This window comes from Pseudomonas putida S13.1.2 (assembly GCF_000498395.2).
In the GTDB taxonomy this organism is placed as follows: domain Bacteria; phylum Pseudomonadota; class Gammaproteobacteria; order Pseudomonadales; family Pseudomonadaceae; genus Aquipseudomonas; species Aquipseudomonas putida_Q.
Genome location: NZ_CP010979.1, coordinates 5,114,408 through 5,129,108 on the forward strand (window position 1 = coordinate 5,114,408; position 14,701 = coordinate 5,129,108).

Below are 14,701 nucleotides of genomic sequence, written 5' to 3' on the forward strand. Positions count from 1 at the left end.
CCCATGCTGCAGAACATACCTACCCATGTGATTGCCGGCCCACTGGGCGCCGGCAAGACCACCCTGATCCGCCATCTGCTGGCCCAGCGCCCAGGCAACGAACGCTGGGCGGTATTGATCAACGAATTCGGCCTGGTTGGCCTGGATGCGGCCTTGCTCAGCCGTGACGAGGACGGCATCACCATTGGCGAGGTTGCAGGGGGCTGCCTGTGTTGTGTCAACGGCATGCCGTTTCAGGTGGGCCTGGGCCGGTTGTTGCGCAAATCCCGGCCTGACCGGCTGTTTATCGAGCCGTCTGGTCTGGGTCACCCGTTGCAGCTGCTTGCTCAGCTGAAACAGGCTCCGTGGACTGGAGTGCTGACAATTCAGCCGTTGTTGATGGTTGTCGATGCGCAATCCATGGCGCGAAACGAGCCGCTTCCGGAGGCCCAACAGCAGGCTTTCAACGCGTCTGAATACGTGGTTTTCAACAAGTCAGAGGCTGTGGATGAAAAATCTAAGTTGTTGATAACTAATAAATTTAACGACAAGAACGTGATGTGGTCGGTACAGGGTCAGGTACCGTTATCAAGCCTTCCTGGCGCCCTCCTACAGATTGTCGACAGCCCATTTGAGGAAAACCAGATTGTCGACAATCTTGGGAGTGCCCCAACAATATTGTGGACAGACCCCAGCCAGCCGATCTGTCTTGCCCAGGAGGGGGAGGGAGGTTGGAGCATTGGCTGGCGCTGGCATCCCGCACAGCAGTTTTATCCACAGCGGCTACAGGCGTTCTTACGCACCTGGCCATGGCGGCGTGCCAAAGGGGTTATCCACAGCGTCGAAGGATGGCAGTCATTCAATGGGCTCAATGGTGACATGCCCGTGTGGCAGACCAGTGACTGGCGCAGGGACAGCCGCATCGAGCTGATTTTTGATCAGCCGCAATCGCAACCCACACTGCAAGCGGGGTTGAGCGAATGCCGCGTCAGCTGATCAGTTGCGCCAGCGATTGTGTTCCTGGCGCCACTGCTGCATCTCGATGACGTTATCGGTGCGTGGCGGGGTCTTGATTTCGAACGGGTAGGGCGCCAGCTCGATCTGCACGCTGTGCGCGCCGAACTGGGTCACGGTACCGGGGTGGCGTTGCTCGCCAGTGACGGTGAACTCGAAGGCATAAATGCGTGCCAGGCGCTTGCGGCCATTGGCATCACGGACAAAGGCGATGCGCTTGAGTGCGACAGCATCGTCGAGCAGCTCCAGGTCGAGCTTGGCGCAGTGCTGTTTGACCCTTTCCAGGGCTTTTTCGCGCAACCCATGGTTGTGCCACAACCAGGCGCCTGCCGTGGCTACCAGCATCAGGACGAGGACGTTCTCCAGGGTCAACATTTGCATATGCTCCAAACAGGTAGATCCAGCTTAACTGCGTCCCTGGCCTGTCGTACAGGTGGCAATCGAGTTCATACTGCGCTGCGCACAATCCTTGAAACAGCTTTGGAAACCCCCGCATGAAACGTACCCCGCACCTGCTCGCCATCCAGTCCCATGTGGTGTTCGGCCACGCCGGCAACAGCGCCGCGGTGTTTCCCATGCAGCGTATCGGGGTCAATGTCTGGCCACTCAATACCGTGCAGTTCTCCAATCACACACAGTATGGCCAGTGGGCGGGTGAAGTGCTTGCCCCGGCGCAAATTCCAGCGTTGGTGGAAGGTATTTCCAACATTGGCGAACTGGGTCACTGCGATGCGGTGCTGTCCGGCTACCTGGGCAGTGCCGAGCAGGGGCGGGCTATCCTGGCGGGTGTCGAGCGGATCAGGGCGGTAAACCCGAAGGCTTTGTACTTGTGTGACCCGGTCATGGGGCACCCGGAGAAGGGCTGCATCGTGCCACCGGAGGTCAGCGAGTTCCTGCTTGACGAGGCGGCGGCCCGGGCCGACATTCTGTGCCCCAACCAGCTGGAGCTGGACAGCTTCTGTGGGCGCCGCGCGCAGTCGCTGGAGGATTGCGTGAGCATGGCGCGCAGCCTGTTGCAGCGTGGGCCGCAGGTGGTACTGGTCAAGCACCTGGTTTACCCCGGGCGGGCCGAAGACCAGTTTGAAATGCTGCTGGTGACCGCCGAGCAAAGCTGGCACCTGCGCCGCCCGCTGCTGGCGTTCCCGCGTCAGCCGGTGGGGGTGGGTGACCTGACCTCAGGTTTGTTCCTGGCCCGCGTGCTGCTCGGCGACAGCTGGGTGCAGGCGTTCGAATTCACCGCTGCAGCCGTGCATGAAGTGCTGCTGGAAACCCAGGCCTGCGCCAGCTACGAACTGCAGCTGGTACGGGCTCAGGATCGCATCGCCCACCCGCGGGTGCGCTTCGAGGCGCAGGTGCTGGCGCTTTAGTTCGCGTCGGTTTTCAGGTCCTGGTAGCGCTTTTCCAGCTCCTGGCGGATCTGGCGACGCTGCTGGCCTTGCAGGAAGCGGCGCTTTTCTTCGCTGCTGTGCGGCTGGCGCGGCGGCACCGGCACCGGGCGGCGATTGTCGTCGACCGCGACCATGGTGAAGAAGCAGCTGTTGGAATGGCGCACCGAGCGCTCGCGGATGTTCTCGGTCACCACTTTGATGCCGACTTCCATCGAGGTGTTGCCGGTGTAGTTGACCGACGCCAGGAAGGTCACCAGTTCACCCACGTGCACGGGCTCGCGGAAGATGACCTGGTCAACCGACAGGGTCACCACATAGCTACCGGCGTAGCGGCTGGCACACGCATAGGCCACTTCGTCGAGGTACTTGAGCAGGGTGCCGCCATGTACGTTGCCAGAAAAGTTGGCCATGTCCGGGGTCATCAGGACGGTCATGCTCAGCTGGGCGTTTCCAGGTTCCATAGTGTGCTCACGGTGAGGTTGCGCTGAATCGGGCGAATGGGGGGCGTTATCTGCTGACACTTCTGTTCCCCTCTTTTGAATTTGCCTTGTTGATACGGGACGTTGGCTGACGCGCCATCGTCACGCTGATCATGCCATCAGCGGCGCTTTTCCAGCCGATCTGTTTCTGCATATTGCACCGGCTTTTTGCGGCCGGGTGCGATGTTAACCTGAGTACGCCCATGCAACATGGGCTTTCCTGCATTCAATACAGTATGTACTTGCTGCTCGCTCGGGTTTGCCTTGGCAGAGGAGCGGTCTGCCCAGGCATCCATAAAAAGACGAGAAAAGGAGTATCACGCCATGCATGCCATCAGCTTTATCCAGGACCTGGGAGTCATCATGATGGTCGCGGGCGTGGTCACCATTCTCTTTCACCGCCTAAAGCAGCCCGTGGTGCTGGGCTATATTGTCGCCGGCTTCATCATTGGCCCGCACACCCCGCCATTCGGCCTGATCCATGACGAAGACACCATCAAGACCCTTGCCGAACTGGGGGTGATCTTCCTGATGTTCTGCCTGGGGCTCGAATTCAGCCTGCGCAAGCTGTTCAAGGTTGGCGCCACGGCGTTCATCGCGGCGTTCCTGGAAATCGTGCTGATGATCTGGATCGGCTTCGAGATTGGCCGCTGGTTCGGCTGGAACACCATGGATTCGCTATTCCTCGGCGCTATCCTGGCCATTTCCTCGACCACCATCATCGTCAAGGCACTGAATGACCTGAAGATGAAGAACGAGCGCTTTGCCCAGTTGATCTTCGGCGTGCTCATCGTGGAGGACATCCTCGGTATCGGCATAATCGCGCTGTTGTCCGGCATCGCTGTCAGCGGCACGGTCAGCTCGGGCGAAGTGTTCTCCACGGTGGGCAAGCTGTCGCTGTTCATGATCGTTGCCTTGGTCATCGGCATCCTGCTGGTGCCGCGGCTGCTGGCCTACGTGGCCAAGTTCGAAAGCAACGAAATGCTGCTGATCACCGTGCTTGGCCTGTGCTTCGGCTTCTGCCTGTTGGTGGTGAAGCTGGAATACAGCATGGTGCTGGGCGCTTTCCTGATTGGCGCGATCATGGCCGAATCACGCCAGTTGCTGAAGATCGAACGGCTGATCGAGCCGGTCCGCGACCTGTTCAGCGCCATCTTCTTCGTCGCCATCGGCCTTATGATCGACCCTCAAGTGCTCGTCGATTACGCCTGGCCAATCGTGGTCATCACCCTGGCGGTGGTACTGGGCAAAATGCTCTCCTGTGGCATGGGGGCGTTCATTGCGGGTAATGACGGGCGGACATCGCTGCGGGTGGGCATGGGCCTTTCGCAGATTGGCGAGTTTTCATTCATCATCGCCGCGCTGGGCATGACCTTGCAGGTGACCAGCGACTTCCTTTACCCGGTCGCGGTCGCAGTATCGGCAATTACCACGCTGCTGACGCCTTATCTGATCCGTGCGGCCGACCCGCTGTCGCAGAAGCTTGGCAATGTTGTGCCCAGCCGCCTGGCGCGGGTGCTTTCGTTGTATGGCGAGTGGTTGCGCAACATCCAGCCGCAGGGCGAGAGCGCCATGCTGGCGGCGATGATCCGCCGTATCCTGTTGCAGGTGGGGGTGAACCTGGCGCTGGTGATCGCCATCTTCTTCAGTGGTGGGTACTTTGCAGAGCGGATCGGCAACTGGCTCAGCGAGTGGGTCAGCGACGCCAGCCAACAGAAGGCGGTTATCTGGGGGGCGGCGTTGCTGCTGTCGCTGCCGTTCCTGATCGCGGCCTATCGCAAGCTCAAGGCACTGTCGATGCTGCTGGCAGAAATGGGCGTGAAGCCGGAAATGGCCGGGCGGCATACCCAGCGTGTGCGCCGCGTGATCGCCGAGGTTATCCCGCTGTTGTCGCTGCTGGTGATTTTCCTGCTGCTGTCGGCATTGTCGGCAAGCATTCTGCCCACCAGCGAGTTACTGCTGGTCATTGCCGTGGTGGCCGCGGTGGTGGTGGCCTTGTTGTGGCGCTGGTTCATCCGCGTGCATACGCGCATGCAGATTGCCTTGCTGGAGACGCTGGAAAACAGTCGCGAGAATACGCACTGAAGGGAGCAATGCTCCCTGCGCAAGATTTCATCGTCGTCCGAGGGGATGGAGCGGTAGCAATGTCGCCAGGCGCAGAAAGCCTGGCGATTCTAGCTACATTGATGGCACTGGGCCATAAATTTTCCTGTGCTTGCACCGGCCTCTTCGCAGGCTTGCCGCTCCCACAGGTATCGCACAGGCGCTGCAGAGATTGAAATCAGCTCTCCAGCCAGACATCCCGCGCCCAGTGCCACACCGATTCCCAGCTGTCTTCACCGGCGATTTCCTCTTCTGCATCCCACAGCACCACGGTGCCGTCTTCTTCTACGCAGTAGTAGTTGTCGCCGTCCTGGCACAGCGGAATCAGGTCACGCGGCACGCCGGCATCCCAGGCGTTGGCGGCGACGTCGGGCAGGTAGGTGTGCGATTGTGGGTCGGTGACAGTCACCGGCTCCAGCGAGCCATACACCACGTCGCTGACGGTCAGTAGAAACTCTTTGAACACGAACGGTATGTTGATGAACAGCTCTTCTTCGATTTCGACCAACTGGTCCTCGTCGGGAAGCTCAAGGGGCACCGGCACTGGCTGATTGGCTTCACGGAGTTGTTCGATCACTTCTTCCACGGTTCACTTCCTCTGACCTAGATGACAACGCTGCGCGTTATACCCTAGTAGGCCACTCTGGCAAAAGCAAAAACCCCGGGACAGGCCCGGGGTTTTTTTGTGCAGCACGCAGCGGTTAGCCGTTTTGACGGATACCGGCGACCAGCCAAGGCTGGTTTTCGCCTGGGGCGCGAACCATGTGCCAGCTTTCGCTGAACGCCTCGCCCTGGTCGAAGCGCGAGTTTTTCGACACGCCGCGGAAGGTCAAGGTGGCGTCTGTACGGTCGGCGCGGTCGTCGATACCGTCCAGCTGTACTTCGAGGTTGTCGATATAGGTGGACTGGAAGCCGTCACCCAGTTCAGCACGCTCACGCTTGAGGAACTCGAGCATTTGCGGGGTAACGAACTCGGTGATCTTGTCCATTTCGTTGGCATCCCAGTGCTGCTGCAGCGACTGGAAGTGGTTACGGGCAGCAGCCAGGAAGCTTTGCTCGTTGAACCAGGCCGGGGCGTTGATCACCGGGGCGGCGGCGGCAGGTGCGGCCGAACCACCAAACACCGATGGCTGTGCAGGCTGGTTGTGAGCTTCACGCTGCATCGGCGCATGGCCTGGCATGGCCACTTGCGGCTGCTGCTGGCGGCGGCGTGCGGCAATGAAGCGGAACACCAGGAAGGCGATCAGCGCCACGATCAGGAAGTCCATGATCTGGAAGCCTTCGAAACCGTCGCCCATGAACATGGACGCCAGCAGACCACCGGCGGCCAGGCCGGCCAGTGGGCCCAGCCAGCGCGAAGCACCGCTGGCGGCCGGAGCTGCACGACCAGGTGCGGCAGCCGGTGCGGCGGCAGGCGTGGTTGGCGTAGCCTGGCGGGTCTGGTGGATAGGCGCGGAGCCCGAGCTCTTGCCGCCGCCGAAACGCTTGGCGTTGGCGTCCAGGCTCAGCGTCAGGCCAACGCAGAGCGCCAGTGCGATGCTAAGAAAACGTTGCATAAGTGGGATATCCCCTGTTGTGGATTGCACGCGCGTCATGGTGCACAGGTTCCCGGGCACATGACCAGCGACATAGTGTTTCGAGCTTTTGCCTGAATGTTACAAGGCCCCCCGGCAGGGCGGCCTGGTTCTTCAGATGGCCTCAAGCTTGGCATACCCCAGCATCAGCCACTTGCTGCCTTCGGCAAAGTTCACCTGCACCCGTGCCTGGGCGCCCGAACCCTCGAAGTTGAGGATCACGCCTTCGCCAAATACCGCATGTTGCACACGCTGACCGAGGTTGAACGCCGTCTGCGGAATGTTGGCATTGGCGAACAGGTTGCTGTTGGTGGCTGTCTTGGCCCCACTGAACGGGCGGCTGACACTGTTGGACAGGCGCACTTCCTGAATCAGGCCTGCCGGAATTTCACGTACGAAACGCGACACCTTGTTGTAGGTCTCGCTGCCATACAGGCGACGAGTTTCGGCGTAGGTCATGACCAGCTGGCGCATGGCGCGGGTAATCCCCACATAGGCCAGGCGGCGTTCCTCTTCCAGGCGGCCGGGTTCTTCCAGGCTCATCTTGTGCGGGAACAGGCCTTCTTCCATGCCCACCAGGAATACATACGGGAACTCCAGGCCCTTGGCGCTGTGCAAGGTCATCAGCTGGACGCTGTCTTCGTGTTCGTCGGCCTGGGTATCGCCGGCTTCGAGCGAGGCATGGCCGAGGAAGGCCGAAAGCGGCGAAAGATCGGCGTCTTCGTCGGTGGACTCGAAATTGCGCGCCGCGCTGACCAGTTCCTCAAGGTTTTCTACCCGTGCCTGGCCCTTTTCACCCTTTTCTTCCTGGTGATAGGTAATCAGCCCGGACTGCTCGATGGTGGTCTGGGTCATGGTATGCAGCGGCATGTCCGTGACCTTGGTGGCCAACCCCTCGATCAGCTCGATGAAGGCACCCAGGGCGCTGGCGGCGCGGCCCTTCAGGGCCTTGGCAGCCAGCAGCTGGCACATGGCTTCCCACATCGACACCTGGCTGTGGCGGGCATGCTCGCGGATGGCTTCGACGGTTTTCTCGCCAATGCCGCGTGGCGGCACGTTGATCACCCGCTCCAGGGCTGCATCGTTGCCACGCCCTTCGATCAGCCGCAGGTAAGCCATGGCGTTCTTGATTTCGGCGCGTTCGAAGAAGCGCTGGCCACCATAGATACGGTAGGGGATACGCTCGCGCAGCAGGGCTTCTTCCAGCACCCGCGATTGGGCGTTGGAGCGGTACAGGATGGCGATTTCGTTGCGCGCATTGCCCTGTTTGACCAGGCTTTCGATGGTTTCCACCACGTAGCGCGCTTCGTCGTGTTCGTTGTAGGCCGCGTACAGGGTCAGCGGTTCGCCTTCGCCCATGTCGGTCCACAGTTCTTTGCCCAGGCGCCCGCTGTTGTTGACGATCAGGGCGTTGGCGGCCTTGAGGATGCCGCCGGTGGAGCGGTAGTTCTGCTCCAGGCGGATCATTTCGGCGTCAGGGAAGTCGGCGGTGTACTGGTGAATGTTCTCGATCTTGGCACCGCGCCAGCCGTAGATAGACTGGTCGTCGTCGCCCACCGCCATCAGGCTGGCACCACCGCGCGCCAGCAGGCGCAGCCAGGCGTACTGCACGGCGTTGGTGTCCTGGAACTCGTCTACCAGCACATGCTGGAAGCGCCGCTGGTAGTGCTCAAGCAGGCCCGGGTGGTCGCGCCACAAGTCCAGTGCACGCAGCAACAGTTCGGAGAAGTCGATGACCCCGGCGCGCTCACAGGCCTGTTCGTAGGCGGTATACACCTCGCGCATGGTCGCCAGGAACAGGTCGCCCCCCGCCTGTATATGCTGCGGGCGCAGGCCTTCGTCCTTCTGCCCGTTGATGAACCACTGGGCCTGGCGTGCCGGCCACTTCTGCTCGTCCAGGCCCAACTCGCGCATGACCCGCTTGATCAGGCGCTGCTGGTCATCGCTGTCGAGGATCTGGAAGTTCTGCACCAGCCGCGCTTCCTGCCAGTGGGCCCGCAGCAGGCGATGGGCCAGGCCGTGGAAGGTGCCGACCCACATGCCTGCCGGGTTGATCCCCAGCAGTTGCTCGATCCGATGGCGCATTTCTGCCGCCGCCTTGTTGGTGAACGTCACCGACAGGATCGAGTGCGGCGATGCTTGCTCCACCTGGATCAGCCAGGCGATGCGGTGCACCAGCACGCGGGTTTTACCGGAGCCGGCGCCAGCAAGCACCAGTTGACGCCCGAGCTTGGCCGCGACGGCCTGGCGTTGAGCATCGTTGAGGGAGTTCAGCAGGAGGGAGAGGTCATCTGTGTGCATCGGGCCATTCTAGGGCGCAGCAGGGGAAGGGTAAATGGCACTGTATGAATATTCACCCTGCAAGGCCTGCAAAGCGGCCACTGCAGGCCATCCGCCTGCAGTAACCACCGTGTCTACATCAATGGGTTTCCACGATGTCGGTGATGCAGGCGATCAGTTTACCGTCGTGGATAATGTCCACCCTCGGGATCAGGCCGTGCTCGTCTTGCGTTTCGAACGTCACTGCCTTGTCGCACACAACCTGTGTGAAGTTACCGTCCTGTTGCTGCAGTTCAAGCTCCAGGGCCAGTGCAAAGGACTTGTCCTGCCTTCTGCGCTTGACCAGTACCGGCACTATGCCTGGGTGGCTTACGGTGATGGTCCCGTTCACCCGCAGGCGAGTGCCTGGTGGCATTTTGTCGTGCTGGGCTTGCCAGTCTTTGCATTCGATGATCATGGTAAAACTCCTGTCCTGGAAAGCGCGGTGTGCACCTTCCGAACGACAGATTGCTTGCAGCACCTACCGGCAAAGCAGAGCGAAGCGCTTCAGCTGTACCAATGCCTGCCATGCCTGGCCAGCAGGCTAACGGCCTGTTCCGGGCCATTGCTGCCGGCGGCGTAGTGGCGTGGCGCCTGAAAGTGTTCCTGCCAACCCTTGATTACCGGGTCGACCCAGTGCCAGGCCGCCTCTACTTCATCACGGCGCATGAACAGTGTCGAATCACCCTCCACGATGTCCAGAAGCAGCCGTTCGTAAGCTTCCCAGCGGCGGGTCTGGCTGAATACCTGAGCCAGGTTCAGGTCTAGTTCGACCGGTTCCAGCCGCATGCCCCTGCCTGGGCTCTTGGTCCTCATGCGCAGGCTGATGCGTTCATCCGGTTGCAGCTGTATCAACAGCTGGTTGACCTGGCCACCGCTGAACAGCTCGTGGGGCACCGGCTTGAACTGAATGACGATCTGCGACGAGCGCCGTGCCATGCGCTTGCCGGTGCGCAGGTAGAAGGGCACACCTGCCCAGCGCCAGTTGTCGATGTGCGCTTCGATGGCCACGAAGGTTTCGGTATCGCTGTCGTTGTCGACGTCCTTTTCGAAGTAATAGGCCGGCACCTCCTGGCCGCCGATATGCCCGGCACCGTACTGGCCGCGCACGGTCTTGTCCTGCACGTCCTGGCCGGTGATCGGCTTGAGGGCCCGCAGCACCTTTACCTTTTCGTCGCGCACCGCTTCAGCCTCGAACTGTGCAGGCGGCTCCATGGCCACCAGGCACAGCAGCTGCAGCAGGTGGTTTTGCAACATGTCGCGGGTTGCCCCGGCGCGGTCGTAGTAGCCGCCGCGGTTCTCTACCCCCAAGGTTTCGCAAACGCTGATCTGTACGTGGTCGACCTGATTGTTGCGCCACACCGGCTCAAGCAGGGCGTTGGCGAAGCGCAGAGCCATCAGGTTCTGCACGGTCTCCTTGCCCAGGTAGTGGTCAATGCGAAATACCTGGTTTTCGTCGAACACTGCGCCAATCGCTTCGTTGATGGCGGTGGCCGAGGCCAGCGAGTGACCAATCGGCTTTTCCAGCACGATGCGCGCTTCGGGGTCGGCCAGGCCTGCGTTACGCAGGTGGTTGGCAATCGGCACGAACAGGTTGGGAGCGGTGGCCAGGTAGAAAATGCGCGTCAGCCCGCCAGGTTCGCCCAGGTAGCGCGCCAGGCGGCCGAAGTCGGCGCTTTGCGATGCATCCATGGCGAAGTAGTCGAGGCGCGCGGCAAAGCGTTGCCATACGTCTTCGTCGAAGTCATTGCGGGCAATCTGAGCCCGGCAATGGCGTTCTGCGAGCTTGAGGTATTCGTTACGGCTTATGTTGCGGCGGGCGAGGGCGATGATGCGTACCGCGTTGTTCAGGCGCGCCTCGCGATACAAGTGATAGAGCGCCGGGAGGAGTTTGTGCAGGGCCAGATCGCCGGTGCCACCGAACACCAGAATGTCGCAAGGAATAGTCAAACCGCCACTCTCCACGTTCGTTTAACTGGGCGGGTTGGCGTCCATGTAGTATAACTACAAGAAAGCTACAACCCGGCCAGTCGATCATAACCGAGTCCAGCCCGTGAATCTGTTGCAACATATCGCCCAATCGCGCCACCTGCTGCGCAAATCGGAACTCAAAGTGGCCGACCACGTGCTGCTCGACCCGGCTGCGGTCATGCACAGCTCCATGGCCGACCTGGCGCACAGCGTGGGTATCAGCGAACCGACCATCGTGCGTTTTTGCCGGGCCATCGGTTGCTCGGGCTTCCAGGACCTGAAGTTGAAACTGGCGCAAAGCCTGGCCGCCGGGGCCAGTTTTGGGCAGTTTGCCATCCATGAAGATGACTCGGTTGCCGACTACAGCCTGAAGATTTTCGACACCACCCTGCATACGTTGATGGAAGTGCGCGAGCACCTCGACCCGCATGCGCTGCAACAGGCCGTGAGCGCCATGGCTCAGGCGCAGCGTGTGGAGTTCTATGGCTTTGGTGCATCCGGCGCGGTCGCGGCGGACGCCCAGCACAAGTTCTTCCGCCTGCTGCTCAGTGCGGCCGCGTATTCCGACCCGCACATGCAGGCGATGTCGGCAGTAACCTTGAGGCCTGGCGATGTAGCGGTGTGCATTTCCCAGTCGGGCCGTTCCAAGGACCTGCTGATCACCGCCAACCTGGTGCGTGAGAGCGGTGCCAACCTGATTACCCTGTGCCCAAGCCAGACGCCGCTGGCCGAGCTGTCGACCGTGAACCTGGCGATCGACGTGCACGAAGACACCGAAATCTACACCCCGCTGACCTCGCGTATCGCTCACCTGGTGGTGATCGACGTGCTGGCCATGGGCGTGGCCATGGCGCGCGGCCCGAGCCTGGTCAACCACCTGAAAAGCGTAAAGCGCAGCTTGCGCAGCCTGCGTTTGTCGCCCAAGTCGATCAAGGCTACAGACGACTGATTTTCTTTGTCAGCGCAGGCCCTTTCGCGGGTACTGCGCACCTCTTGAAGTCGGCGCTCTCCCTGTGGGAGCGGGTTTACCCGCGAAAGGGCCAGCATAGGCGAAGCAGATTTAACTGTTTTGTCACCATTCCACAGCCAAACCGTAAACCTTCAAAGCCAGTCTGAAACTCCCGCATCCTATCTGGGAGACAGGCAATGGCACGTGACCACGACGGTATCTACCAACCCAACGCCAAAGCTCGCAAGCAGCAGGAAAAGGATCAGCGCCGCATGGAATACCGCCGCGCGATCGAGACCTATTGCGACCAACGTCAACTGTTGCGCGAGTTGGTGGACTATCCCGAGTTGCAAGCACTTACAGTGTGGCAGTCTTCAGGGGCAACTTCCCCGAAAAACGCTCAACCAGCGCACTGATCAACGCACGTTCGCTGCGGATGAACGCCAGAAACGCCAAGGCCACCGGCGACTGCCGCTTGGCCTTGGACTGCACCACGCACCAGCTGCGGTACAGCGGCAGCTCTTCCACCGGTAACTCCTTCAGCGCACCGGTGGCCAGCTCCAGGTTGACCGCATGGCGCGTCAGCAGGGCAATCCCCAGGCCGGCGATCACGCATTCGCACTGGGCATCGGCCGAGGCCACTTCCAGGGTCTGGGTGAAATGCACGCGCTTGTCTTTGAAATACTCCTCGCAGGCCTTGCGCGTGCCTGAGCCTTGCTCGCGTACCAGCAGGGTATGAGGCTCCAGGTCCTGAAGGCGCAGCTGCTCGAGCTTGCACAGCGGGTGCTCGGGCGGTGCCACCGCGATGATCGGGTTGTTGAGGAACGGCAGAAACTCCAGGCCCATGTCCTGCGGCACCATCGACATGATGATGATGTCGTCGCGGTTGTCCGAAAGGCGGCGGATGGCCTGGGCCCGGTTGACCACCGTCAGGGTCAGGTTGACCTCCGGGTGGCGCTGCTTGAAGGCGGCGAACAGGTGTGGCACGAAGTATTTGGCGCTGGACTCGATCGCCAGTTTGAGCTGCCCCTGCAATGAGCCCTGCATGTCCGACAGCTGCATGTCCAGGCTCTCGAGGCGCCCGAAGATGTCGCGGCTGGCACGTTGCAGGGCTTCGGCCGCTTCGGTCAGGTAGAGCTTTTTGCCCACGTACTCGAACAACGGCTGGCCGATCAGTTCTTCGAGCTGGCGGATCTGTAGACTAACGGCGGGTTGCGTCAGGGACATCTCCTCCGCCGCACGGCTGTACGAGCGCAAATCGCACACCTCATTGAAGATCTGCAATTGACGTAAAGTCATACGCATCAAGGACTTACGCATTTTACACCCGCCCTTTGGCAATACCTTGTTACCGCACTATAAGCTTTTGCTAATACTGCCTCTAACAAATATTGATTTTTGTTTATCGACCCACAGCGCTAGGGTGAATACGCGACTGGCCAGCAACGTCTGGTCACGCCGACCGGTAGAACCGGCTCGACTGTTCCTACGGCTTTGGGAAGACTCCAGTGATAAAAAAAATCCTGATCGCCAACCGAGGTGAAATCGCAGTTCGGATCGTGCGTGCCTGCGCCGAGATGGGCATACGCTCGGTAGCGATCTATTCCGACGCCGATCGGCACGCCTTGCACGTCAAGCGCGCCGACGAAGCCCACAGCATTGGTGCCGAGCCGCTGGCCGGTTACCTGAACCCGCGCAAGCTGGTGAACCTGGCTGTGGAAACCGGCTGTGATGCCCTGCACCCGGGCTATGGTTTCCTGTCGGAAAACGCTGAACTGGCAGAGATCTGCGCCGAACGCGGGATCAAGTTCATCGGCCCTGCCGCCGACGTCATTCGCCGCATGGGCGACAAGACCGAAGCGCGCCGCACCATGATTGCCGCCGGTGTGCCGGTAACCCCGGGCACCGAAGGCAACGTTGCCGATATTCATGAAGCCCTGAGCGAAGGTGAGCGCATCGGTTACCCGGTGATGCTCAAGGCCACCTCCGGTGGCGGCGGCCGCGGTATTCGCCGTTGCAACAGCCGTGAAGAGCTGGAACAGAACTTCCCACGGGTGATTTCCGAGGCCACCAAGGCCTTTGGTTCGGCCGAAGTGTTCCTGGAAAAGTGCATCGTCAACCCCAAGCATATCGAGGCACAGATCCTCGGTGACAGCTTCGGCAACGTGGTGCACCTGTTCGAGCGCGACTGCTCGATCCAGCGCCGTAACCAGAAGCTCATCGAAATTGCCCCAAGCCCCCAGCTCACGCCCGAGCAGCGCGCCTACATCGGCGACCTGGCAGTGCGTGCGGCCAAGGCGGTGAACTACGAGAACGCCGGCACCGTGGAGTTCCTGCTCGCCGATGGCGAGGTGTACTTCATGGAAATGAACACCCGGGTGCAGGTGGAGCACACCATCACCGAGGAAATCACCGGTATCGACATTGTCCGTGAGCAGATTCGCATCGCCTCGGGCCTGCCGCTGTCGGTCAAGCAGGAAGACATCCAGCACCGCGGTTACGCGTTGCAGTTCCGCATCAACGCGGAAGACCCGAAGAACAACTTCCTGCCCAGCTTCGGCAAGATCACCCGTTACTACGCCCCCGGCGGCCCGGGTGTGCGTACCGATACAGCGATCTACACCGGCTACACCATTCCGCCGTTCTACGACTCCATGTGCCTGAAACTGGTGGTGTGGGCGTTAACCTGGGAAGAAGCCATGGACCGCGGCCTGCGAGCCCTGGACGACATGCGCGTGCAAGGGGTGAAGACCACTGCCGCCTACTACCAGGAAATCCTGCGCAACCCGGAATTCCGTAGCGGCCAGTTCAATACCAGCTTCGTCGAAAGCCATCCTGAACTGACCAACTACTCGATCAAGCGCAAACCCGAAGAGCTGGCCCTGGCCATCGCCGCCGCCATCGCCGCCCACGCAGGCCTGTGAG

General features: G+C 60.9%; 14 protein-coding genes. 6 read left to right on the plus strand and 8 right to left on the minus strand.

Features of this window, described 5'->3' with window-relative positions; genetic code table 11:
• Window positions 1-3 precede the first annotated feature (3 nt).
• Window positions 4-975 (plus strand): CobW family GTP-binding protein, encoded by a 972-nt coding sequence (locus N805_RS22560; protein ID WP_019470264.1) that lies wholly within the window; start codon window positions 4-6, stop codon window positions 973-975.
• Here the strand turns inward: N805_RS22560 and N805_RS22565 are convergent, their stop codons facing one another.
• Window positions 976-1,368, minus strand: coding sequence for a DUF3301 domain-containing protein (locus tag N805_RS22565; RefSeq protein ID WP_019470263.1), 393 nt, complete (start codon window positions 1,366-1,368; stop codon window positions 976-978).
• A 119-nt stretch (window positions 1,369-1,487) separates the two neighbouring features.
• Here N805_RS22565 and pdxY point away from each other — a divergent pair, with 119 nt between their 5' ends.
• Window positions 1,488-2,360: a pyridoxal kinase PdxY gene (pdxY, locus tag N805_RS22570; RefSeq protein WP_019470262.1), complete on the plus strand. Its 873-nt coding sequence runs from the start codon at window positions 1,488-1,490 to the stop codon at window positions 2,358-2,360.
• On the opposite strand, the gene N805_RS22575 is transcribed toward pdxY, so the two are convergent.
• Complete coding sequence (locus tag N805_RS22575; RefSeq protein ID WP_019470261.1) at window positions 2,357-2,842, minus strand: acyl-CoA thioesterase; 486 nt, start codon at window positions 2,840-2,842, stop codon at window positions 2,357-2,359. The genes pdxY and N805_RS22575 overlap by 4 nt on opposite strands.
• 342 nt (window positions 2,843-3,184) lie before the next feature.
• On the opposite strand from N805_RS22575, the gene N805_RS22580 reads away from it, so the two are divergent.
• Complete coding sequence (locus N805_RS22580) at window positions 3,185-4,945, plus strand: cation:proton antiporter (RefSeq protein ID WP_019470259.1); 1,761 nt, start codon at window positions 3,185-3,187, stop codon at window positions 4,943-4,945.
• A 196-nt stretch (window positions 4,946-5,141) separates the two neighbouring features.
• Here the strand turns inward: N805_RS22580 and N805_RS22585 are convergent, their stop codons facing one another.
• From N805_RS22585 to zwf, 5 genes are all read right to left on the minus strand, one after another.
• Window positions 5,142-5,549: an SMI1/KNR4 family protein gene (locus tag N805_RS22585; RefSeq protein ID WP_016489874.1), complete on the minus strand. Its 408-nt coding sequence runs from the start codon at window positions 5,547-5,549 to the stop codon at window positions 5,142-5,144.
• A 115-nt stretch (window positions 5,550-5,664) separates the two neighbouring features.
• Entirely contained in the window at window positions 5,665-6,519 is an 855-nt protein-coding gene (locus N805_RS22590) for a Tim44 domain-containing protein (protein WP_019470258.1), read from the minus strand.
• 132 nt (window positions 6,520-6,651) lie between these two features.
• Entirely contained in the window at window positions 6,652-8,838 is a 2,187-nt protein-coding gene (gene uvrD, locus N805_RS22595) for a DNA helicase II (RefSeq protein ID WP_019470257.1), read from the minus strand.
• A gap of 118 nt (window positions 8,839-8,956) precedes the next feature.
• Window positions 8,957-9,274: a hypothetical protein gene (locus tag N805_RS22600; RefSeq protein ID WP_019470256.1), complete on the minus strand. Its 318-nt coding sequence runs from the start codon at window positions 9,272-9,274 to the stop codon at window positions 8,957-8,959.
• An 89-nt stretch (window positions 9,275-9,363) separates the two neighbouring features.
• The gene (gene zwf, locus N805_RS22605; protein ID WP_019470255.1) at window positions 9,364-10,806 is read right to left on the minus strand and encodes a glucose-6-phosphate dehydrogenase; all 1,443 of its coding nucleotides are present in this window, start codon (window positions 10,804-10,806) and stop codon (window positions 9,364-9,366) included.
• 103 nt (window positions 10,807-10,909) lie between these two features.
• Between zwf and hexR the strand changes: the two genes are divergently transcribed.
• Together hexR and N805_RS31080 are read left to right on the plus strand one after the other, a co-directional pair.
• Window positions 10,910-11,776 carry a transcriptional regulator HexR gene (gene hexR / locus N805_RS22610; RefSeq protein WP_016489869.1) on the plus strand — a complete coding sequence of 289 codons (867 nt, stop codon included), beginning with the start codon at window positions 10,910-10,912 and terminating at the stop codon, window positions 11,774-11,776.
• A gap of 197 nt (window positions 11,777-11,973) precedes the next feature.
• Complete coding sequence (locus N805_RS31080) at window positions 11,974-12,192, plus strand: PA3496 family putative envelope integrity protein (RefSeq protein ID WP_080956833.1); 219 nt, start codon at window positions 11,974-11,976, stop codon at window positions 12,190-12,192.
• Here the strand turns inward: N805_RS31080 and N805_RS22615 are convergent.
• Window positions 12,134-13,096: a LysR family transcriptional regulator gene (locus tag N805_RS22615; protein ID WP_019470254.1), complete on the minus strand. Its 963-nt coding sequence runs from the start codon at window positions 13,094-13,096 to the stop codon at window positions 12,134-12,136. The two genes, N805_RS31080 and N805_RS22615, sit on opposite strands and share 59 nt — an antisense overlap.
• A 188-nt stretch (window positions 13,097-13,284) precedes the next feature.
• On the opposite strand from N805_RS22615, the gene N805_RS22620 reads away from it, so the two are divergent.
• Window positions 13,285-14,700, plus strand: coding sequence for an acetyl-CoA carboxylase biotin carboxylase subunit (locus N805_RS22620; RefSeq protein ID WP_016489867.1), 1,416 nt, complete (start codon window positions 13,285-13,287; stop codon window positions 14,698-14,700).
• Window position 14,701 lies beyond the last annotated feature (1 nt).

Bases quoted from the DNA above. Each gene is read 5' to 3' on its own strand.
- N805_RS22560 (WP_019470264.1), top strand. From the start codon at position 4: ATGCTGCAGAACATACCTACCCATGTGATTGCCGGCCCACTGGGCGCC.
- N805_RS22565 (WP_019470263.1), bottom strand. From the start codon at position 1,368: ATGTTGACCCTGGAGAACGTCCTCGTCCTGATGCTGGTAGCCACGGCA.
- pdxY (WP_019470262.1), top strand. From the start codon at position 1,488: ATGAAACGTACCCCGCACCTGCTCGCCATCCAGTCCCATGTGGTGTTC.
- N805_RS22575 (WP_019470261.1), bottom strand. From the start codon at position 2,842: ATGGAACCTGGAAACGCCCAGCTGAGCATGACCGTCCTGATGACCCCG.
- N805_RS22580 (WP_019470259.1), top strand. From the start codon at position 3,185: ATGCATGCCATCAGCTTTATCCAGGACCTGGGAGTCATCATGATGGTC.
- N805_RS22590 (WP_019470258.1), bottom strand. From the start codon at position 6,519: ATGCAACGTTTTCTTAGCATCGCACTGGCGCTCTGCGTTGGCCTGACG.
- uvrD (WP_019470257.1), bottom strand. From the start codon at position 8,838: ATGCACACAGATGACCTCTCCCTCCTGCTGAACTCCCTCAACGATGCT.
- N805_RS22600 (WP_019470256.1), bottom strand. From the start codon at position 9,274: ATGATCATCGAATGCAAAGACTGGCAAGCCCAGCACGACAAAATGCCA.
- N805_RS31080 (WP_080956833.1), top strand. From the start codon at position 11,974: ATGGCACGTGACCACGACGGTATCTACCAACCCAACGCCAAAGCTCGC.
- N805_RS22615 (WP_019470254.1), bottom strand. From the start codon at position 13,096: ATGCGTAAGTCCTTGATGCGTATGACTTTACGTCAATTGCAGATCTTC.